The 20,661-nt window shown below is 72.0% G+C and carries 17 protein-coding genes and 1 riboswitch; of the genes, 7 read left to right on the top strand and 10 right to left on the bottom strand.

From position 1 onward, the window contains the following. Positions 1-229: 229 nt before the first annotated feature. A riboswitch (cyclic di-AMP (ydaO/yuaA leader) is annotated at positions 230-404 on the top strand. A gap of 7 nt (positions 405-411) precedes the next feature. Further along, on the top strand, positions 412-1,560 hold the full coding sequence (locus tag ACFY6U_RS33130; protein ID WP_390044112.1) for an NlpC/P60 family protein: 1,149 nt from the start codon (positions 412-414) through the stop codon (positions 1,558-1,560). A 237-nt stretch (positions 1,561-1,797) separates the two neighbouring features. Further along, complete coding sequence (locus ACFY6U_RS33125; RefSeq protein WP_390044110.1) at positions 1,798-2,766, top strand: tellurite resistance/C4-dicarboxylate transporter family protein; 969 nt, start codon at positions 1,798-1,800, stop codon at positions 2,764-2,766. A gap of 12 nt (positions 2,767-2,778) precedes the next feature. Here ACFY6U_RS33125 and ACFY6U_RS33120 read toward each other — a convergent pair whose 3' ends face one another. Then, entirely contained in the window at positions 2,779-3,132 is a 354-nt protein-coding gene (locus ACFY6U_RS33120; RefSeq protein ID WP_351491344.1) for a hypothetical protein, read from the bottom strand. Positions 3,133-3,608: 476 nt separating this feature from the next. On the opposite strand from ACFY6U_RS33120, the gene ACFY6U_RS33115 reads away from it, so the two are divergent. Next, a complete protein-coding gene (locus ACFY6U_RS33115) occupies positions 3,609-4,667 on the top strand; it encodes an NlpC/P60 family protein (RefSeq protein WP_390044450.1) in 1,059 nt (352 codons plus the stop codon). A 67-nt stretch (positions 4,668-4,734) separates the two neighbouring features. On the opposite strand, the gene ACFY6U_RS33110 is transcribed toward ACFY6U_RS33115, so the two are convergent. Together ACFY6U_RS33110 and ACFY6U_RS33105 are read right to left on the bottom strand one after the other, a co-directional pair. Further along, positions 4,735-5,448, bottom strand: coding sequence for a response regulator transcription factor (locus ACFY6U_RS33110; RefSeq protein WP_294008067.1), 714 nt, complete (start codon positions 5,446-5,448; stop codon positions 4,735-4,737). Continuing rightward, on the bottom strand, positions 5,445-6,737 hold the full coding sequence (locus ACFY6U_RS33105; RefSeq protein WP_390044108.1) for a PspC domain-containing protein: 1,293 nt from the start codon (positions 6,735-6,737) through the stop codon (positions 5,445-5,447). Before ACFY6U_RS33105 ends, ACFY6U_RS33110 begins: the two co-directional genes overlap by 4 nt. A 199-nt stretch (positions 6,738-6,936) precedes the next feature. Here ACFY6U_RS33105 and ACFY6U_RS33100 point away from each other — a divergent pair, with 199 nt between their 5' ends. Both ACFY6U_RS33100 and ACFY6U_RS33095 read left to right on the top strand, forming a co-directional pair. Then, positions 6,937-8,361, top strand: a complete 1,425-nt coding sequence (locus ACFY6U_RS33100) for a PspC domain-containing protein (RefSeq protein WP_390044106.1) — start codon at positions 6,937-6,939, stop codon at positions 8,359-8,361. Next, positions 8,348-8,557: a hypothetical protein gene (locus tag ACFY6U_RS33095; RefSeq protein WP_390044104.1), complete on the top strand. Its 210-nt coding sequence runs from the start codon at positions 8,348-8,350 to the stop codon at positions 8,555-8,557. The genes ACFY6U_RS33100 and ACFY6U_RS33095 overlap by 14 nt, the downstream gene beginning before the upstream one ends. 18 nt (positions 8,558-8,575) lie before the next feature. Here the strand turns inward: ACFY6U_RS33095 and ACFY6U_RS33090 are convergent, their stop codons facing one another. Together ACFY6U_RS33090 and ACFY6U_RS33085 are read right to left on the bottom strand one after the other, a co-directional pair. After that, positions 8,576-9,115 carry a DoxX family protein gene (locus ACFY6U_RS33090; protein ID WP_351491331.1) on the bottom strand — a complete coding sequence of 180 codons (540 nt, stop codon included), beginning with the start codon at positions 9,113-9,115 and terminating at the stop codon, positions 8,576-8,578. Between the two features lie 202 nt (positions 9,116-9,317). Continuing rightward, positions 9,318-10,595 (bottom strand): hypothetical protein, encoded by a 1,278-nt coding sequence (locus tag ACFY6U_RS33085; protein ID WP_390044102.1) that lies wholly within the window; start codon positions 10,593-10,595, stop codon positions 9,318-9,320. Between the two features lie 188 nt (positions 10,596-10,783). Between ACFY6U_RS33085 and ACFY6U_RS33080 the strand changes: the two genes are divergently transcribed. Next, positions 10,784-11,665: a DUF4429 domain-containing protein gene (locus ACFY6U_RS33080; RefSeq protein WP_390044100.1), complete on the top strand. Its 882-nt coding sequence runs from the start codon at positions 10,784-10,786 to the stop codon at positions 11,663-11,665. Between the two features lie 157 nt (positions 11,666-11,822). Here ACFY6U_RS33080 and ACFY6U_RS33075 read toward each other — a convergent pair whose 3' ends face one another. Both ACFY6U_RS33075 and guaA read right to left on the bottom strand, forming a co-directional pair. After that, positions 11,823-12,617, bottom strand: coding sequence for a class II aldolase/adducin family protein (locus ACFY6U_RS33075; RefSeq protein WP_351491326.1), 795 nt, complete (start codon positions 12,615-12,617; stop codon positions 11,823-11,825). A 206-nt stretch (positions 12,618-12,823) separates the two neighbouring features. Beyond that, positions 12,824-14,404 (bottom strand): glutamine-hydrolyzing GMP synthase, encoded by a 1,581-nt coding sequence (guaA, locus tag ACFY6U_RS33070; RefSeq protein WP_390044098.1) that lies wholly within the window; start codon positions 14,402-14,404, stop codon positions 12,824-12,826. A 293-nt stretch (positions 14,405-14,697) separates the two neighbouring features. Here guaA and ACFY6U_RS33065 point away from each other — a divergent pair, with 293 nt between their 5' ends. Continuing rightward, positions 14,698-14,979 (top strand): chorismate mutase, encoded by a 282-nt coding sequence (locus tag ACFY6U_RS33065; RefSeq protein ID WP_351491322.1) that lies wholly within the window; start codon positions 14,698-14,700, stop codon positions 14,977-14,979. 632 nt (positions 14,980-15,611) lie between these two features. Here the strand turns inward: ACFY6U_RS33065 and ACFY6U_RS33060 are convergent. The 3 genes from ACFY6U_RS33060 to ACFY6U_RS33050 form a co-directional block, all read right to left on the bottom strand. Beyond that, complete coding sequence (locus ACFY6U_RS33060) at positions 15,612-16,763, bottom strand: hypothetical protein (protein WP_390044097.1); 1,152 nt, start codon at positions 16,761-16,763, stop codon at positions 15,612-15,614. A gap of 280 nt (positions 16,764-17,043) precedes the next feature. Continuing rightward, positions 17,044-18,819 carry a GMC family oxidoreductase N-terminal domain-containing protein gene (locus ACFY6U_RS33055; protein WP_390044095.1) on the bottom strand — a complete coding sequence of 592 codons (1,776 nt, stop codon included), beginning with the start codon at positions 18,817-18,819 and terminating at the stop codon, positions 17,044-17,046. A gap of 104 nt (positions 18,820-18,923) precedes the next feature. After that, positions 18,924-20,549, bottom strand: coding sequence for a succinic semialdehyde dehydrogenase (locus ACFY6U_RS33050; protein ID WP_390044094.1), 1,626 nt, complete (start codon positions 20,547-20,549; stop codon positions 18,924-18,926). Positions 20,550-20,661 lie beyond the last annotated feature (112 nt).

Genomic DNA, 20,661 nt, shown 5'->3' with positions numbered 1-20,661 from the left:
CACAGCAGGTCGACGCGCGTCACACGGCCGCGAAGGCCCACCACGAACCTCTCAACAATCCACGGCAAGTCACCCATAACGTCCCGGATCACCCCGCCTGAACAAATCCCGACGCCAAGGTCACGAAAATGTATCGGGCATATCGCACATCAAACTTCACAGAGACCACACGAGTTGGCTAGCGTGCCGGGCAGGCCGTACGACCCCCACCGGCGAACGTCGCCGGGCCGCACGGCCTCCGCCGAGTCCGGGGCGCCACCGCGCATCCGGAGCCGGGGACCCACACCGATCCCGGGGTGAATCGGTCCCGACTCCCCTCCGGGGAACGGACCGTAGGGCAACCCTTCCGAACCACCCGCCCGAACCCGACAGCTAACTCGGTAGGCGGACCGCTGGAAGGAGTCGCCCCCGTTGGCGTCGCACCGCAAGTCCCGGCCGTCAGGAACACGCGCGGCAGGCATACGCACCCCCGCACTGGCCACCGCCGCCCTCACCTCCATGGCCCTGTTCTCCCAGACGGCCGAGGCCGCGCCCTCCTCGGACGGCAAGCCGAGCCTGGAGGAGGTCGAGAAGAAGGTCGACGCCCTCTACCGGCAGGCGGAGTCGGCGACCGAGAAGTACAACGCCGCCAAGGAGCGGACCGGCAGTCAGCGCAAGCAGGTCGACACCCTGCTCGACGACGTCGCCAGACGCACCGACCGGCTCAACAAGGCGCGTGAGGAACTGGGTTCGTTCGCCGCGGCCCAGTACCGGACCGGGGCGAGCGTTCCCGACACGGCGACCTTCCTGCTCGCGGACAGCCCCCAGGGCTACTTCGACCAGGACCAGCTGATGAGCCGCCTGACCGCGCGCCAGAAGGGCGCGGTCGACGACTACGTCACCCAGCAGTCCGCGACCATGAAGAAGCGGCAGGAGGCCACCCGGAGCCTCGAGTCGCTCACCGAGACGCAGGACGACCTCAAGACCGCGAAGACCACCGTGCAGACGAAGCTGGCCTCCGCGCGGGAGCTGCTGTCCCAGCTGACGGCCGCGGAGAAGGCCCGGCTCGCGGCGATCGAGAAGCAGCAGCAGGAAGCGGCGGACCGCAAGGCGGCGGAGCTGGCGAAGCAGCAGGCCGCGGCGGCCGACCGGGCGACGTCGTCGTCCACCGCGTCGGGCAGCTCCTCTTCCGGCACGTCGAGCAGCTCGTCCTCCGCCTACGCCACGAAGGCCGCCAAGGCGATCGCCTTCGCCCGCGCGCAGATCGGCAAGCCCTACGTCTGGGGCGCCACCGGCCCCGGCTCCTACGACTGCTCCGGGCTCTCCCAGGCCGCCTGGAAGGCCGCGGGCGTCTCCCTGCCGCGCACCACCTACGACCAGGTGAACGCCGGCACCACCGTCCCCCTCGCCGACGCCCAGCCCGGCGACCTGGTCTTCTTCTACGACGACGTCAGCCACGTCGGCATCTACATCGGCAACGGCATGATGATCCACGCCCCGAAGCCCGGCGCCTACGTCCGGGAGGAGTCGATCTACTACGGCGGCGAGTCGATCATCCACAGCGTGGTGCGCCCGGCCTGACCCGACGGGGCGCCCACCACCCCGGGGGCGCCCCCTCCCGCTTCTCTTCGCCGGCCCCGCACGCACAGCGGCGCCCGCCGCCCGCCACGCACCCGCAGCCGCTCCCCCACATCCCCCCACATCCCCCCGCGCTCCCGTCCGCCGCGACCGTACGGCTCGCGCGGTCGGCGCCGTTTTCGGGCCGCACGCGCGCGTGCCCCGCTCGTCCAGCGGGCGGCGCTCCCTAGCATCAGGGGCATGTCCGGCATTTCACCCCTCCGCGGCTGGTGGGCGCAGCGTCTGCCGGCGGCCGGGGCCGCCGTGATGGCCACCGGCATCATGTCGGTGGGGTTGCACCTGGCGGGCGCCGAGACCGTGTCCCGGGTGGCGCTGGTACTGGCCTGCGTGATGTGGGCGGCGCTGGCGGCGGACTTCGTCGTACGGCTGGCGCGCGACCGCCTGCGGTGGGCGCGGGAGGCGCGGACGCCTGGCGCGCTCACCGCCGTGGCGGCGACGACGGTGCTGGGGACGCGGTTCTCGGCGCTCGGGTGGCAGACCCTGGCCGAGGCCCTGCTGGCGCTGTCGGTGGCGCTGTGGCTGCCGTTGCTGGTCCTCGTCGTGCGGCACTGGAAGCCGCGGATGCCCGGCGCGGTGTTCCTGGCCTGTGTGGCCACGCAGGGGCCGGCCGTGCTGGGTGCGACGCTGGCGGCGGCCGTGACCACGGCATGGCTCGCACACCTCTCGCTGGTCCTGTTCTGGGTGGGGCTGGCGATGTACGGGCTCGCCGTGCCCCGGTTCGAGTGGCGGCAGATCGCCCAGGGGCCCGGTGACCAGTGGGTGGCGGGCGGCGCGCTCGCGATCTCGGCGCTGGCCGGTGCACGGCTGCTGGCCGCCGACAGTGCGCGGCTGTACCTGTGGAACGACGACGACCAGGGCGTCCTGCGCGTGGTGACGGTGGCGCTGCTGGTCCTGGACCTGGCCTGGTACGTCGTCCTGCTGGCCGCGGAGGTGGCGTGGCCCCGCCCGCGTTACGACGTGCGCCGCTGGTCGACGGTGTTCCCGATGGGGATGACGGCGACGGCGACGCTGTCGGTCGCGGCCGCGGTCGGCGGCGCGTGGCCGAGGTGGCCGGGGCGGGTGCTGGTGTGGGTCACGGTGGCGGCCTGGCTGACGGTGGCGGCCGGTGCGGCGGCGGACGCCCGTGCCGCTCTCAGGAAGACCCGCTGAGGATGCCGGGGATCAGGTCCACAGGACGGCGATGAAGATGTTCACCACCGTGAGCAGGCCCACCAGGCCGAAAGCGCCCTTCTCGACCTTCTCGTCGTCCCGCTTCACGTAGACGAGCCCGAGGATCACGATCAGCAGGGCGAGCTTCACGCCGATCTTGACGGTGTTGACGTGGTGGTCGTCGGCCTCGTTGAGACCGACCAGGATCACGCCGGTCGCGAGCATGGTGAACGCGCCGTGCAGCATCCCGGGGACGAACCGGGCCGTGCCCTGGCCCATCGCCTTCATCTGGGTGAGGAAGCCGCCGAGGAGCGCGGCGATGCCGATGATGTGCAGGCCGACGAAGAGATGGATGAGTACGTCCATGGCCCCGGAGCCTAATCAGGACCCCCGGGGGCACCGACCACCGGCCCCTCCCCCGGCACCCGGCACCCGGCACCCGGCACCCGGCACCCGCATATATGCACCCCATAGCACCCCGCGTCCCCCATCAGCCCCGGAACCGCCGCTTCGGTCATCCCGCCCCGAGAAGCCGACGACTCCGGACCGGAATCCCGTTCACATACCGTCCGGTAACGATCCGGTCACGCCAATTCCGTGCATCGCGTTACCAAGCCGACACACCCGGGCCTAGCGTCCTCCCCCAGGTGACCGACTCCCCACCGCCGCCCGGGCCAGGGGCGGCAGTCGGACACCACCGCCGAGAAGGTCCGGCGGCGGCCCGCTCCCCCTGTGCGGGCCGCCGCCGGACGCGCAATCCGCACTCCCCGCGGCCGTACGGACGCTCCCCCGGCGTGCCCACGGACGAGACGGCGGTCGTACGAAAGGACGGGACAGCCCAGGTGGCAGCGCACCGCAAGCCCCGACAGCGCTCGCTCGGCGGCAACACGGCCCGCACGGCCGTAACCCTCGCCCTCGCGGGCGCGGCCACCGCGACGGCCTTCGAAGGGACCGGAAACGCCGAGCCGCAACTGACACCGGCGCAGGTGAAGGCCAAGGTGGACCAGCTGTACCAGGAGGCCGAGGAGGCCACCCAGAAGTACGACGGAGCGAAGGACAGGGCCGACACGGCCCAGCATCGGCTGAAGTCGCTGCAGGACGAGACCGCCCGCGCGCAGGAGAAGCTCAACTCCGCCCGGGACGCGCTCGGTTCCTTCGCGGCCGCGCAGTACCGCGACGGCGGCATCGACCCGGCCTGGCAGCTGGCGCTGTCCAGCGATCCCGACCGGTACCTGGACGACGCGGCGTTCGCCGAGCGGGCCGGTGACCGGCAGGCCGGTGCGGTGGCACGGGTACGGCAACAGCTGCGGGAGATCGAGCAGTTGCAGGGTGCCGCACATGTCGAGCTGACGTCGCTGCGGTCCCGGCAGGCCGAGCTGAAGCGGGAGAAGGCCGCCGTCAACGGCAAACTGGGCGAGGCGCGACAGCTCCTGGACCGGCTGTCACCCCAACAGCGGTCGGCGGTCGCGGCGGACGACGGCACCGGACGCGCCTCACGCTCCGCGTCGGACGCGCGCGCCCCGCTGACCGCCGGCAGCGTCGCCGCCACCGACTCCCGCGCCGCGACCGCCATCGCCTACGCCTACTCGAAGCTCGGCAGCCCCTACGTCTGGGGCGCGACCGGCCCCGACGCCTTCGACTGCTCGGGCCTCGCCCAGGCCGCCTACCGCTCCGCCGGCGTCTCCCTCCCCCGCACCACCTACGCCCAGATCAACGCCGGCCGCCGCGTCTCGCGCTCCGAACTCCAGCCGGGCGACCTGGTGTTCTTCTACTCGGGCATCAGCCACGTCGGCATCTACATCGGCAACGGCCAGATGATCCACGCGCCCAACCCGTCGGCGCCGGTACGGATCGCCCCGATCGACGAGATGCCGTTCGCGGGGGCGACGCGGGTCGTCTGAGCGGCCTCACGCGGCCGTCCGGGCGGCCACGGACCGGCAGACCGGGCGGACCGGGCGGGCGCGGGCCTCAGACCAGGCGGCGTGCCGTCGCCCAGCGGGTCAGCTCGTGCCGGTTCGACAGCTGCAGCTTGCGCAGCACCGCCGACACATGGGACTCGACCGTCTTGACGGAGATGAACAGCTGCTTGGCGATCTCCTTGTAGGCGTAGCCGCGGGCGATGAGGCGCAGGACCTCGCGCTCGCGCTGGGTGAGGCGGTCGAGGTCCTCGTCGACCGGCGGAGCGTCGGTGGAGGCGAAGGCGTCCAGGACGAACCCGGCGAGCCGCGGCGAGAAGACGGCGTCGCCCTCCTGGACCCGGAAGATCGAGTCGACCAGGTCCGTGCCGGTGATCGTCTTGGTGACGTAGCCCCGGGCGCCGCCCCGGATCACGCCGATCACGTCCTCGGCCGCGTCCGACACGGACAGCGCGAGGAAACGCACCGGCTGCTCGGCGTCCGCCGTCAACGGGGCACACCGGCGCAGCACCTCGACCCCGCCGCCGCCCGGCAGGTGCACGTCCAGGAGGACCACCTCGGGCCGGGTCGCGGTGATCACCGAGACCGCCTGGTCGACGTCGGCGGCCTCGCCGACCACCTCGACGCCGGTCTGCTCGGTCTGGCCGATCTCGGCCTGGACGCCCGTCCGGAACATCCGGTGGTCGTCGACGAGGACCACCCGCACCCGACGCCCGGCCTTCTCCGCGCCTTCCGCCGGGCCGTTCGCCTCGGTCGCGTCGCTCATGACGTCTTCTCCGCCCTCTCCATCTCCAGCTCGACCTCCGTGCCGCCGCCCGGCACGGACCGCAGCCGTGCGGTGCCCCCGTGACGTTCCATGCGGCCGATGACCGATTCTCTGACACCCATCCGGTCGGCGGGTATCGAATCGAGGTCGAAGCCGGGACCGCGGTCGCGGACGGACACGAAGACCGTCCTGCCCTCGACTTCGGCGTAGACCTGGACGGCGCCGCCCTCGCCACCGTACTTGGCCGCGTTGACCATCGCCTCGCGCGCGGCCTGCATCTGCGCGCCCGTCCGCTCGTCGAGCGGGCAGTCCCCGACCACGACGACTTCGATGGGGACGCCGTGCTTGTCCTCCACCTCGGCCGCGTTGCGCCGGACGGCCTCGGCGAGGGTGGCGGGTTCGTCGGCCTCGTCCTTGCCGGTGCCCTCGGGTTTGTAGAGCCAGGTGCGCAGGTCGCGCTCCTGGGCGCGGGCGAGGCGGCGCACCTCCCCCGCGTTCTCCGCGTTGCGCTGGATCAGGGTGAGGGTGTGCAGCACGGAGTCGTGGACATGGGCGGCGACCTCGGCGCGCTCCTGGGCCCGGATGCGCATCAGCCGCTCCTCGGAGAGGTCCTGGGTCATCCGGACCAGATACGGACCGGCGAGCAGCGTGATGCCGACGAGCACGGCGAGGGCCGCCTGGAGCACCGCGCCGAGGTGCGCGGCGGAGCCCTGCATGACGAAGACGCCCGAGACGCCCGCGGTGACGAGCAGGACGCCGACGCCTGCGCGCAGCAGGCTGAGCGTACGGCGCCGGCTGCCGACCTCGACCCAGCGGGCCCGGCGGGCGTTGTCCGCCTGGCGCCAGACCAGGGCGACACCGGCGGCGACCAGGACCGCGGGAAGGAGATAGGCCTTGGCGCCCCTGGTCAGGTTGACACTGCCCACGAACACCACGGACACGACGACCATGAGGAGCAGGGCGACGATCTGGCCCTTGTCGGGCTTGCGCGCGACGAGTCGGCGACGGCCGTCCGCCGAGGTCTCGGTGGCGACCAGGGACGGCGGCTTCTGTCCGCCGACCCCGCCGACGCCGAGCGGCACGAAGAACCAGAACGCGGCGTACAGCAGCGCGCCGAGGCCGTTGGCCATGAACAGGCCGACGAAGACCAGCCGCACCCAGACGACAGGCAGGCCGAGATGCCCGGCGAGGCCCCGCGCCACTCCGCCGAGCCAGCGGCCGTCGCTGCTGCGGTAGAGCTTGCGCGGCGGCCGCGGGTCGTCGAGGGGCGCTGCTGCGGCTTCCGGCATGCCATCGATGTTCACACGCCCGCAGGTGCGGAGCATCAGGGTCGACCCCCGAGACTCCCCTGATCTTCGGTTTTCCTCCGGTTCCGGGGCGCCGCGGCGCCGTTCGAACGCTTCCCGGCCCGGACTCGGGGCCGATTTCAGGGTTCGGCCAGGGTCATCCCGACTGCCGCTGCGGCCGCACGGCCGTCACCATTGACTCATGACTGATCACGAGCACGCCGCGACGGGTCCGGGACCCGGCCCCGGCCCGCGGCCCGCTGCGGGCACCGGGCCGTCGGATGCCGCGCCCGCCGCGGCGCAGACGGCCGCGACGGGGGCCGACGCCACCGGCACCGGCGCGGAAGCCGTCGGCGCGGCCTCCCCCCGGTTCCGGCGCGACCGCCGGCACAAGATGATCGCGGGCGTGTGCGCGGGGCTCGGGCGCCACACCGACCTGGACCCGGTGATCTTCCGCATCACCTTGGCCGTGCTGGCCGCGACCGGCGGCATCGGTCTTCTCTTCTACGGCTTCGCCTGGCTCTTCGTGCCGTACGAGGACGACGAGGAGAACGAGGTCCGCAAGCTGCTGACCGGCCGGGTCGACGGGCAGGCCCTGGCGGCCGTGCTGTTCGCGCTGGTCGGCTGCGGAGTGCTGCTGACGATGGTCAGGAACGGCCAGGTGCTGGCGTTCGCCGTCGTCCTCTCCCTGCTGCTGGCCGGCGCCGGGTACTGGTCGCGGCAGCGCGGCGCCCCCGACCCCGACCCGCTGTCCGCCCAGGCCGTCGCCGACGCCCCGCCGGAGGCCCAGGCACCGCCGATCCCGATCTCCTACCCCTCGTGGTGGCGGGACCCGATCGTCAAGGACGGCACGCATGTCGGGGGCACCGGCTACCTGTGGGGCCCGGCCGACGTCCGCGGCCGGGAGGCCCCGGGGCTGGACTTCCGGCTGAGCACCCCGTGGGTCCACGGCCAGGACGTCCGGGCCCGGCAGAGCCCACCTCCGAAGCCGCGCGGACCGCGCTGGATCGGCGGCTGGATCTTCCTGTTCGCTCTGGTGGCGGGCAGCCTGGGCACGGGTCTGACATGGGACACGCACCCGCTGGGCACCAGCCTCCAGACCGGCCTGGCCTGCGCGCTGATCGTGTTCGGGCTGGGGACGGCGCTCAGCTCGTTCCTCGGGCGCACGGGAGCCGGCTCGCTCTTCCTGGCCCTGCTCACGGCGGCCCTGCTGGCGGTCGCGACGGCCCTTCCGTCCGACATCAGCACCCACTGGACGCGGGCGTCCTGGACGCCCGCCACCGCGGCGGAGGTGTCGTCGGCGTACGACCTCGGGACGGGCGTGGCCACCCTGGACCTGTCCCTCATACGCGTCGCCCACGGGCGGACGGTGTCGACGTCGGCCGAGGTGGGCGCGGGCCAGCTGAAGATCGTCGTACCGGCGGACGTGACCGTGCGGATGAGCATCGACGTGGGGGTGGGCGACATCCAGTTGCCCGGTGACGACAAGAAGGACGTGGACGTGGAACCGGGCAGGCACAAGGACGTGACGCTGCCGCCGGCGAGCGGCGCGAAGAACGCGGGGACGCTCGACCTGGACCTCCAGGTCGGCGCGGGACAGGTGGAGGTGACCCGTGCTGCGGCATGAGTTCCAGCCCGGACGGCTGGTCGTCGGTGTCTTCCTGACGGCAGCGGGGATCGCCTACGCCGGTGACGCGGGCGGCTGGTGGGACACCGAGTGGTTCGCGGTCATCCCCGTGACGGTGGTCGGCCTCTTCCTGGCAGGGGTGACCGCGGCGCTGACCCGGGCGATACGCAGGCGCCGCGGCACACCGGAGGGCTAGGAGCCGATCAGGAGCCTGCTAGAGGCCCAGCGAAGCCCGTGCGGAGCGGTGTCGGCGTCGGGCGCGGAGCACCGCGTCCAGAGAGAGGTAGGGGGCGCCGGCGAGCACCAGGGGCAGCCAGGCCATCAGGTAGGCGAGGTCGTTGCCGTAGTAGTACGGGGAGTTGGCCCAGCTCACGGTCAGCCAGAGGCTGAGCGAGATCAGGGCGCCGCCGAGCGCGGCCAGCCGGGCCAGCAGGCCGAAGAGGGTGCCGAGGCCGACGGCCAGCTCACCGAAGGCGATCGCGGTGCCGAAGCCGACGGGGTTCTTCAGGGCCAGGTCGACCAGGGCCGGGATCGCGGCGGAGTCACGGACGGCGCGCATGGTGTCGCCGATGGACCCGGAGCCGCCGGATTTGAGGAAGGCACTGTCGGTCAGTTTGTCCAGGCCGGCGTAGATGAAGGTGACGCCCAGGAAGATCCGCAAGGGAAGGAGGGCGTACCGGGTGGCGGTCTCCCGCAGTCCGCGGTCGCCGTCGAGATACGGAGTTTGCGTGTCCGAACGAATGCCGTGAGTCATCGCCAGTAGCCGCCTCTCGCCGCTGTACCCGGGCCCCTCAACAGACGATACGTACGACAACCCCGGCCGTCTCAACCCTCTCCCGGACGTTTTTCCGAATTTCGGCCGGACCGTGACACCCGGGAGGGTGGAGAAAGGTGGGCAGGAAGGGTCGGGTGCCGGGCTCGGCCGTTTCTGCTCCGCCCCTCACCGGCCGGCGCCCTCACTCCGTCACCTCGACCACGCACCGGTTGGTCGCCACTCCGGCCGCCGTCACCACCTGGACCTCGACGGAGCCGGGCTCCACCTCGGCCGGGACGGGGACGGTGAGGACGTGGTCCGTGGGGTTGCTGAAGCCGCCGGTGACCGGGACCAGGGGGACGTGGACGTTGACGGCGCCGATGCGGACCACCATGCGGGAGAGGCGGTCGGCGGTCTGGGCGCCGGGCGGGACGAAGCCGGTGCCGCGGATCTCGATGTCGTCGCCGGTGCGGATCGGGGCGTCCAGGTCACCGGCCTCGCGGGCGCGGACGACGGAGAGGATCACCGGACGGCCGCCCTCGGCGTACTTGCCGGCCAGGTAGGTCGCGGCGGAGATCAGGACCACCGTCGCGAGGCCCCAGGGCAGGTCGGGGAGCTGGTCGGGGCGGCGGGCGAGCCGTACGGCGGCGAAGAGCAGGGCGACGGCGCTGATGACGACGTACTGGATGTCGGCGAAGGTGCCGCGGCCGGCGTCGTCGGTGAGCAGGTCGGCGGCGCGGGGGCGGTGGGCGCGCACCTTCTGCAGGCGCTGGCCGGCGATGCGCAGGCCGACCACCCGGCGCACCAGCACGGCGATGGCGCAGACCACGGCGAGGACGGTGACCGCGCCGGCGCCGCGGGCGAGGTCGAGGCCGGAGATGAGGGCGTCGCGGTCGGCGGGAGAGGAGGCGGCGGCCAGGCGCCCGGCCAGGACGAGGACGGCGTAGGCGACGAAGAGCACCCAGGAGGCGGCGACGGTGCGGGAGGTGGACATGCGGTTGTCCTCGCCGATGACGGGGGCGAGCACCCCGCCGCGCGAGCGGTGGAACCAGGAGGCGGCGGTGAGGGCGAGGGCCACGAGCAGGGCGGCGAGCAGCCCGGCGGTGCGGGCGCTGGTCCAGCCCGCGCCGACGGCGGTGAGGGCCTGGGTGAGAAGCATGATCACGACGGCGGCCCAGACGGTGCACGCGGTGCGCAGCCACAGGCGGGCGAGCCAGGCCTCGCCCTCGGCGCGGGCGCGTTCGGCGACCACCTCGGCGGACTGGGTGAGTTCCTCGGAGACCCACTGGCGGGAGGCGGAGGCCGAGTGGGCCACCGCCGCGGGCAGCCCCTGCCCGGCCGCGAACTCCTCCCGCTTGAGGAGGAATTCGGCGACCGCCCGCCGGTGTCCCTCGCGTGCCCCGTGCGGACAGTCCCCGCACGCGCAGCCGCCCCCGTGGACACCCGTACCGGCGCCCTGCCTCGCCTCCTGCACCGCCACGCCCGACGCCCGCCTTCCCCACGCCCGGGGCGCGACGCGCAGGGCCCTCCCCGGGGCCGGACGCCGTCGCGCAACTCCCTTGTGTCGAGAGCGAATTGTGCCCTACGCCACGCCGTTCGCGTTCAGTGGGCCGGTCACGACGGGTGAAGATACGGCAGACGTGTTGACCCGGCTGCGAGAATTTCCCCATGGCCGAGATCATCCAGCGGGACGGGACCTGGGCCTTCGACGGCAGCACGGTCCGGATCACGCCGGGACGCCATCGGTCCGTGCCGCTGTTCCGGCAGACCTACGGGGAGATCGCCGTACCCCTGGAGGCGGTGGCGGGGGTGGTGTACGAGCCGGAGCGCAAGCGGGGGCGGTTGAGGATGCGGCTGCGCGAGGGGGCGGACCCGTTGCTGCAGGCGACGGGCGGGCGGTTGCCGGAGGCGGCGGATCCGTATCGGCTGGCGGTGGACGGGGACCGGTCGGGGGTGGCCGAGTACGTCGTGGCGGAGATCCGGCAGTCGCTGCTGCTGGACCAGGTCCCGAAGGAGCCGGCGAGGACCTACCTGCTGCCGGGGCCGCCGGTGCCGGTGTCGGTGCGGTCCTCGGACGGCACCGTGTCGTTCGACGGTACGCAGGTGCGCATCGACTGGGCCGACACCTCCGACCGGGTCAAGCGGGCCACCGGGCCCCGGATCATCGGCGTCGGCGATCTGGTGCAGGTGGAATGGCTGCCCAACTCCGGCTACGAGGACGGCTTCCTGCGGTTCGTGACCCGGGAGACGGTGTTCTCGAAGCTGCCGGCCGAGCGCGACCCGTACGCCCTCGACCTGTGGGGCAGTGTCCGCCGCGACCTGCTGACGGCGCTGGTGGCGGCGGCGGTCACGGCCCGGCTGCCGCATCCGTCGACCCGGCCGGGCGCGGAGTGCGCCGACCGGCCCCCGGCGCCCGTGCCGCGCCAGCCGGCCGACCACCACGACGTCCTGCTGCGCAGGCTGCGGGAGCTGGGCGAACTGCATCGCGACGGGGTGCTCACGGACGAGGAGTTCGCGCTGACGAAGGCAGCCGTACTGCGGAGCTTCTGAGCCGACGGCTGGGCAGCGCCCTGGAGGGCCGCTGGGGGTACCCCCGGCCGAAGGCTGGGGGAGGAACTGCGCGACCAGCCACGACGGCGCCGCAGACGCCAGACGACAGACCGCGGCGCTTCCAGCGAAGCGCCTTGCGGAGCACCTTGCGGAGCGCCTAGCTGAGCAGGTCCGGTTCGCTGCGGCTGATGTCCTGCCACAGGGGCTGGTAGTTGATCCAGGCCACCAGGTCGCCGCCGAGCTGTTCCCGGGTGGCGACGGCGAGCTTGTGGTCGATCAGCAGCGGCCGGCCGGCCGCCTTCGCGGTCAGCTGGACCTGCGCGGACTTCTCCATGGACAGGAACCACCAGGCCGCCGCGTCCACCGAGTCGCCGACGGTCAGCAGCCCGTGGTTGCGCAGCACCAGCGCCTTGCGGGAGCCGAGGGCGGCGGCGATCCGGCGGCCCTCCTCGGCGTCCACGGCGACGCCGGTGTAGGCGTCGTAGAGGGCGTGGTCCTCGTAGAAGGCGCAGCTCTCCTGGCTGATCGGGTCGAGCAGGTCGCCCAGGGCGGACAGGGCGCGGCCGTGCACGGAGTGGCAGTGGGCGACGGCGACGACGTCCGGGCGCGCCGCGTGCACCTGGGCGTGGACGGTGAAGGCGGCCTGGTTGACGTGGTAGCGGCCCTCGATCACCTGGCCGTCCTGGTTGGCCAGGACGAGGTCGCCGACGGTGACGTGCTTGAACGGCATGCCGAACGGGTTGACCCAGAAGCAGTTCGAGTACTCGGGGTCGCGGGCGGTGATGTGCCCCGACACCCCGTCCTCCAGTCCGGCCCGGCCGAAGATCCGCAGCGCTCCGGCGAGCCGCTCCTTGCGGTGCCGGCGCTCGTCGTCGAGCGAGTCGTACATCGGCGGCATCGCGAACTGCAGCTGATCGGTGGGCAGCGGCAGGGGCGGGGTCGGCCCGTGCATAGGTCCTCCAGCACTGGGTTTGTGTTACGGCCGGAAGTTACCGCCGGTCAGCGCAGGAAAACAGAGCTGTTCTGTAAAGATGACGCGCGCGAGCAGATCGCGACAGAAGATGTCGGGAATCGACAGCCGGGTGGCTCGTCCGAGACACGTCGAAGAGGTGGCACCGCCGGAGCGGTACCACCTCTTCTCGGGGCCTCTTACCAGGCCTACTCCCACTCGATGGTGCCCGGCGGCTTGGAGGTGACGTCGAGGACGACCCGGTTGACGTCACGGACCTCGTTGGTGATCCGGGTGGAGATCTTCGCGAGGACGTCGTACGGCAGGCGGGACCAGTCGGCCGTCATGGCGTCCTCGGAGGAGACCGGGCGCAGCACGATCGGGTGGCCGTAGGTGCGGCCGTCGCCCTGGACGCCGACGCTGCGGACGTCCGCGAGCAGGACCACCGGGCACTGCCAGATGTCGCGGTCGAGGCCGGCCGCGGTCAGCTCCTCGCGAGCGATCGCGTCGGCCTCGCGGAGCAGGTCCAGCCGCTCCTTGGTGACCTCGCCGACGATCCGGATGCCGAGGCCCGGACCCGGGAACGGCTGGCGCTGGACGATCTCCTCCGGCAGGCCGAGCTCCTGGCCGACCATCCGGACCTCGTCCTTGAAGAGCTTGCGGAGCGGCTCGATCAGCTTGAACTCGAGGTCTTCCGGCAGACCGCCGACGTTGTGGTGCGACTTGATGTTCGCGGTGCCGGTACCGCCGCCGGACTCCACTACGTCCGGGTAGAGGGTGCCCTGGACCAGGAATTCCACGGCCGGGCCGGCGTCGGCGATGATCTCGGCCTGGGCCTGCTCGAAGACCCGGATGAACTCGCGGCCGATGATCTTCCGCTTCTGCTCCGGGTCGGAGACGCCGGCGAGGGCGTCCAGGAAGCGGGCCTCCGCGTCGACGACCTTCAGCTGGACGCCGGTCGCGGCGACGAAGTCCTTCTCGACCTGCTCGGTCTCGCCCTTGCGCATCAGGCCGTGGTCGACGTACACGCAGGTCAGCTGGGAGCCGATGGCCTTCTGGACGAGGGCGGCGGCCACGGCGGAGTCGACGCCGCCGGACAGACCGCAGATGGCACGCCTGTCGCCGACCAGCTCACGGATCGCGGCGACCTGCTCGTCGATGACGTTCCCGGTGGTCCAGGTCGGCTTGAGGCCCGCGCCCCGGTACAGGAAGTGCTCCAGGACCTGCTGGCCGTGCGTGGAGTGCATGACCTCGGGGTGGTACTGGACGCCGTAGAGCTTCCGCTCGTCGTTCTCGAAGGCCGCGACCGGGACGACGTCCGTGGACGCGGTGACGGTGAAGCCCTCCGGGGCGGCGGAGCAGGCGTCGCCGTGCGACATCCACACGTGCTGCTCGGCGGGGGTGCCCTCGAACAGGGTGGAGGCCGTCTTGGAGACGTGCAGGTCGGTACGGCCGTACTCGCGGGCGCCGGTGTTGTCGACGGTGCCGCCGAGGACCTGCGCCATCAGCTGGAAGCCGTAGCACATGCCGAAGACGGGGACGCCGGCCTCGAAGAGCTCGCGGTCCAGGCGGGGGGCGCCCTCCTCGTACACGGACGAGGGGCCGCCGGAGAGGATGATCGCCGCCGGGTTCTTGGCGAGCATCTCGGCGACCGGCATGGTGCTGGGCACGATCTCGCTGTAGACCCGGGCCTCGCGGACGCGGCGGGCGATGAGCTGGGCGTACTGCGCGCCGAAGTCGACGACCAGGACGGTGTCGGGAGCGGCGGCAGCGGGAGTCGCTGATGACACGGGGTGCCTTCCGGCGGTCGGGCGGGGGTCTGTGGTTACCGATTCTAACGGGGTGGGCGCGGGACACCTCGCCGTACTCCTGTGGCATACTCCCCCCATGCTCACCCAGACGACTTTCCTCTTTACCTATGGCAACCGGCCCACCGGCTGCCATGGTCGTGCTGCTTGAGCAACTGACAAGCGAGTTCCCCAGGCGCCCCGGGCCGACAAGGTCCGGGGCGCCTGGTGTTTCTCCGGATCCGGTCGCTCCGGGGCACCGCACCCCTTCCGGCAAGGACAGACGAGGAGCCCCCATGAACGCGATCGACGTGACCGGTGCCCGTACCCACGAGGCCGCCGAGGTGATCACCGGTGCGCGGGAGCGCATCGACGCGCTCGACGACCGGATCATCGGTCTGATCCAGGAACGGATGGCCGTCTCCGCCGTCGTCCAGGAGGCCCGGATCGCCTCCGGCGGCCGCCGGGTGAACCTCTCCCGGGAGATGGAGATCCTCGGCCACTACAGCGCGGCACTCGGCAGGCCCGGCACGGCGCTGGCCATGACCCTCCTGGAACTGTGCCGGGGTCGCATCTGAGTCGGGCGGATCTGAGTTCGGGGCTCTTCTCACCCGTACGGCGCGTGACCGGCCCGCGGGCCGCTTCGTTGGTGGGGTGTCCGTGTCAGCCAGGGGCGGGCCCGAAAGAACCACGCGTGGCTTCGCTGGGGCGATGAGGTGCACGGGACGTACCGTGCGCCGTGGGACCTCGCTCCAGTCAAGTGACCGGACGGCAGGGGACAGCAGCCCGGTCACCCAAGAGACGGCCGGCTCCGGGGACGCCCGGGGCCGACCGGCGGAAAATCGCAAAAATGCACAAGGGCTGGGTCAAACGGTTGCGGAGGCCGCGTACATCCAGCACGATGCGTAGAAGGCCCGCAAGGCCTTCGGAGTTCCCAAGTCCCAGTTCAGGCAACGGAATTGCCGTGTACCGACCGTCCGCCAAAGGTCGAGACCTGCCGTACGCCCCGAGCGCGCCGGGGCGCCGACCCGGGGCACGGACGGCGGTACAGGGCACAGAGACCAGCGGCGCAACCCCCCGGCGCCGCTCCCAGGCACCGACGCTGCCCTGACGTCGGTGCTGACGAAAGAAGGGCCCCGCGGCTCCGTCCCGCGGGGCCCTTCGCCTGCGCGCAGCAGACGCGCAGCAGACGCGCAGCAGACGCGGAGAACTACGTCCGGCTGACCGTGCCGCAGGCCTCCTCCTTGCCGATGTCGCGGCTGCGGTCGTAGGGGTCGACGGACGGGCCGGTCGGGGCGGCGCCGCCGGTCGGCGCCTGAGACGGGAACTGCGGGTGCAGGTAGCCGTCGTTGATGCCGCAGGCCGAGTTGCCGGCGTCCTCGTCGTAGCGCAGGAGGGTCAGGCGGCCGGGGGTGACCTGGTACCGCGTGGGGTCGGGGAGTTCGGTGTCGATGACGCGGCGCACGATCGTGCGGGTGACCTCGGTGGAGCCGTCGGCGGAGGCGTCGGCGCGGACGACCGGATAGACGAAGGTGTAGTCGGCGTGCACGGCCACGCCCTGGTACTTGCCCTTCGCGAAGGTGATCCGGCCACGCACCTTGACGGTCTTCCCGGCCGGCTTCACGTCCTTCGGGTCGAAGCGGCTGAAGAGGAACAGCGGGTCGTGGGTCTTGCTGGGGCTGCGCAGCGAGGTGTTGAGGTTGTCGAGCACGTCGGGCTGCTTGGGGTCGAGCACCGAGAGGGCGGCCGCGGGACGGCCGCCGGCCAGCACGTCGGGGTTCAGGTTGGCGTCCACCAGCAGCTTCCTGGTCTGCTGGAGGGCCAGTTCGACGCGGTCCTTCGGGACGGCACCGACCGCGGTGGCCTTCGGCAGCACGATGCCGGCCGCGCCGTCGGCCCAGCGGAGCGCCGGGGAACCGGCGAACGGGTGGGCGAGCGTGGGGGTGTCGGGGGCGACCGCGGAGGGCGGGGCGGTCGGGGTGGTGCTCTCGTCGGGCAGCGGCGTGGTCGCGGTGTCCGTGCCGGCGGACGAGCCGAAGGGATCGCCCGGAATCAGGGACGGTCGCATCGCCACGACGGCGACGGCGATGGCCAGCGGAACGCCGATGACCGCCCAGGCCCTGCGGCGCCGGGCGGCCCGCCCGTTCTGCTCCTGCCAGGCGGGCCCGGTCCGCCATCCCTCGGGCTGCCCCTGCTGCCCCTTGAGCCGCTCGGTCACCTCACGGGCCCGGGCGGAGGGCTCCTTGGGGGCGGACTTGCGGATGTCCCGTTCGCTGTCGCGGAGGAACTGCTCCCACACCTCGTCGGATATGGAGGACGACGGCTCGTCCCCCGACGATTCTTCGGACCGTCTGTCAGACATGACACTCTCTCGCTCGGCCGTTCGACGGGGGCGAGAATAACCTTGGAATCGGCTGTGTCCATGCCATCCAGCGATCCAGCGATCCGACAGCCAGAGTGACTCACATCACATGCAGGTTCTGTGAATGCGGAGGCAACCATTCACAGGACTCACCGGTCACATCTGCGGAACCAGCAGTGACATCCGATGAGGCTTTGCCGGGTCACGGCCGCGATCTAAGAGGGACCTGGGCTCGGAGGGGGGCACAGGTCCCTCTTCGTTGTCCGGCCGCCCCTCCGCTCTACTTCTTCGGCGGTACGGCCGGGATCGAGAGGAACGGCAGCCGCAGCGCGCCGAAGGCCTCGGCCGGGACCGCCGGGCGGTGCGGCTCGACCGCCGGCAGGCGCCGGTACGGCTCGCCCTGCCGCGGCCGCGGGTCCGCCTCGCCCTTGTTGGGCCAGTACGACATCGCGCGCTCGGCCTGTGCCGTGATGGTGAGGGACGGGTTCACCCCCAGGTTCGCAGAGACGGCGGCGCCGTCCACGACCGAGATGCCCGGGTGGCCGTAGAGGCGGTGGTACGGGTCGATGACCCCGGTCTCGCGGGAGTCGCCGATCGGGCAGCCGCCGAGGAAGTGGGCGGTGAGCGGGGTGCCCATCAGCTCGCCGACGTTGCTGCCGGCGAACCCGTTGATCTCGGCAGCGAGCGTACTGGCCGCCTCCGAAGCGGCCCTGATCTGCTTGGGGTTGGGGGCGCCGTGGCCCTGCCGGGCGGTGAGCAGGCCCTTGCCGACGCCGTCCGGTTTCAGGTACGTCGTCAGGGAGTTGTCCAGCGACTGCATGACCAGGCCGATGATGGTCCGCTCCGACCAGCGCCGGTTGGAGAGCGAACGCATCACCAGGAGGGGGTGGCGGGCCGCGTTCGCGAGCCAGCCGCGTACGCGGGAGGAGCCTTCCGCGTACGGCACCTGGAGGATCGACAGGCCGCCCATCGCGTTGGAGCCCTTGCCGTAGCGGACCGGCTCGATGTGGGTGTTCTCGTCCGGGTGGATGGACGAGGTGATCGCGACGCCCTTGGTGAAGTCGGCCTTCGGGGTGCCGTGTGCCTTGCGGTAGCGCCGGTCGTCGGTCTGGGCGCCGACCAGGGCCTCGGAGTTGGTACGGGTGAGGTCTCCGAGGCGGTCGGAGAGGTACGGCAGCTGGCCGCCGGCCTTCATGCGGTGCAGGAGGGTCTGGGTGCCGTAGGTGCCGGCGGCGATGACGACCCGGCGGGCCTTGAAGATCCGGCCCTCCGCCTTCCTGTCGTCGGTGGGGAGGGTGGCGATCGCGTAGCCGCCCCGGGAGTCGTCGGTGACGGAGACGACCGTCGTCATCGGGTGCACCTGAGCGCCCGCCTTCTCGGCGAGGTGGAGGTAGTTCTCGTTGAGGGTGTTCTTCGCGCCGTGCCGGCAGCCGGTCATGCACTCGCCGCACTCGGTGCAGGCGTTGCGGGCGGGGCCGGCGCCGCCGAAGTAGGGGTCGGCGACCTGGTCGCCGGGCGCCGTCTTCGCCTCGCCGTCGGCGTCCTTGCCGTCGCCGAAGAAGACGCCGACGGGGGCGAGGTGGAAGGTGTCGCCGACGCCCATCTTCTCCGCCGCCGCCTTCAGGTGGACGTCGGACGGGGTCATCGTCGGGTTGAGCCGTACGCCGAGCATGCGCTGGGCCTGGTCGTAGTACGGCTTCAGTTCCTCCTGCCAGTCCGTGATGTCGCGCCACTGGGGGTCGTCGAAGAAGGGCTTCGGCGGGACGTAGAGGGTGTTGGCGTAGTTGAGCGAGCCGCCGCCGACGCCTGCGCCGGCCAGGACCATGACGTTGCCGAGGAGGTGGATGCGCTGGATGCCGTAGCAGCCGAGCTGCGGGGCCCAGAGGTAGTTCTTTATGTCCCAGGAGTTCTTGGGGAGCGTTTCGCGGGTGAAGCGGCGGCCCGCCTCAAGAACGCCGACTCGGTAACCCTTCTCGGTGAGGCGCAGGGCGGATACGGAGCCGCCGAATCCTGAACCGACGACTATGACGTCGTAGTCGTAGGCATCCTGGGGCACGATTTCTCCTCTTTGAGCGTACGTGCGGGTAGTACGTGGTTGCTCGCGCAGTTCCTCCCCCGGCCTTCGGCCGGGGGTACCCCCAGCGCCCCTGAAGGCGCGCCTCAGCGCAGCCTCAGTGCCTTCATCACCTTCAGGCTGGTGCTCATGAACTGGGCGTACTTCTCGTCGTCCATGCCCAGTGCGGGGGCCATCGGCAGGAGGCGCTGCTGGGCGACGGTCTGGGCCTCCGTGTACTTGAGGATGCCCTCCGAGCCGTGGCGGCGGCCCAGGCCCGAGTCCTTCATGCCGCCCATCGGGGACTGGACGCTGCCGTAGGCGGGGGCGTAGCCCTCGTTGACGTTCACGGTGCCGGTGCGCAGGCGGGCGGCGACGGCACGGCCGCGGCTGCCGTTTTTCGACCAGACGGAGGAGTTGAGGCCGTACGGCGTGCCGTTGGCGTGTTCGACGGCCTCGTCCTCCGTCCTGAAGCGGTAGATGGAGACGACCGGCCCGAAGGTCTCCTCCGTGCAGACGGCCATCGCGTCCTCGACGCCGTCGAGGATGGTGGGCTCGTAGAAGTAGGGGCCGATGTCCGGGCGGGCGGTGCCGCCGGCGACGACGGTCGCGCCCTTCTCGACGGCCTCCTCGACGTGCCGCTTGACGGTCTCCAGCTGCCGTTCCCCGACCAGGGACCCCATGTCGGCGCCGTAGGCGAGGGAGCGGCCGAGGCGCATGGCCCTGGTGCGGGCGGCGAACCGCTCGACGAAGGCGTCCGCGATCGACTCGTGGACGTACAGCCGCTCGATGGAGATGCAGAGCTGGCCGGCCGAGGAGAAGCAGGCGCGGACCGCGCCGGCGGCGGCCTTCTCGATGTCGGCGTCGTCGAGGACCAGCATGGCGTTCTTGCCGCCGAGTTCGAGGGAGACGCCGACCAGGCGGGCCGCCGCACCTTGCGCGACCTCGCGCCCGGTGCGGGTGGAGCCGGTGAAGGAGACGTAGTCGGCGTGCCGGACGACCTCGGGGCCGACGACCGGCCCCTCGCCGAGGACGACCTGGAAGACGTCCGCGGGCAGTCCCGCCTCTATGAGGAGGTCGCGGGCCCACAGGGCGGTCAGGCAGGTCTCGGTGTCCGGCTTCATGACGACCGCGTTGCCCGCGACGAAGGCCGGGAGCGCGTCGCCGACGGAGAGTTCGAGCGGGTAGTTCCAGGGGGCGATCTGGCCGACCACGCCCCGCGGGTGGCGGAGTTCGGTCACCCGGGTGAGGGTGGGCATGGCGCCCGCGTGCCGCTTGGGGCGGAGGTAGGCGGGGGCCTTGCGGCCGTAGTGGCGGCTGGCGACGGCGACGGCCTGGACCTCCTCGTGGGCGTGCAGGCGGGCCTTGCCGGTCTCCAGCTGGATGAGGTCGAGGACCTCGGCCTGGCGGGCCAGGATCAGGTCGTGGAAGCGGAGCAGGACGGCGGCACGCTGCCGGACCGGCACCTTCGCCCACACGGCCTGCGCGGCACGGGCGGCGTCGAAGGCCTTGGCCACGTCCTCGGGGGTGGACTCGGGCAGGTCGGCCAGCTTCTCGCCGGTGAAGGGCGTGTGGTTGGCCGTACGGCCGGAGCCGACGACACCCTTGGTGAGCTGGGCGACCAGCTCGGGCGTGACCACGTCGGCGGCGGTTCGGGCCCCTGCGGGGGCGGGGGCGAGCGGGTTCGTGCCGGTGGGGGCCGGTGCGTGGGCCGGGGCCTGCGAGTCCGTCATGAGCCGCAGGGTATTCGGGAGCGGAGCCTTTGGGTACCCGTGGGTAACCCGGTTTCACCGACCGCACACACACCGCCAGTGATCACTGGCAGAGAATGCGCTGATCAGCGCC

It is taken from the genome of Streptomyces sp. NPDC013157 (genome assembly GCF_042899865.1).
Classification (GTDB): domain Bacteria; phylum Actinomycetota; class Actinomycetes; order Streptomycetales; family Streptomycetaceae; genus Streptomyces.
The sequence above is the reverse complement of the archived record's forward strand: the minus strand, read 5'-3'. Positions and strand labels throughout refer to the sequence as shown.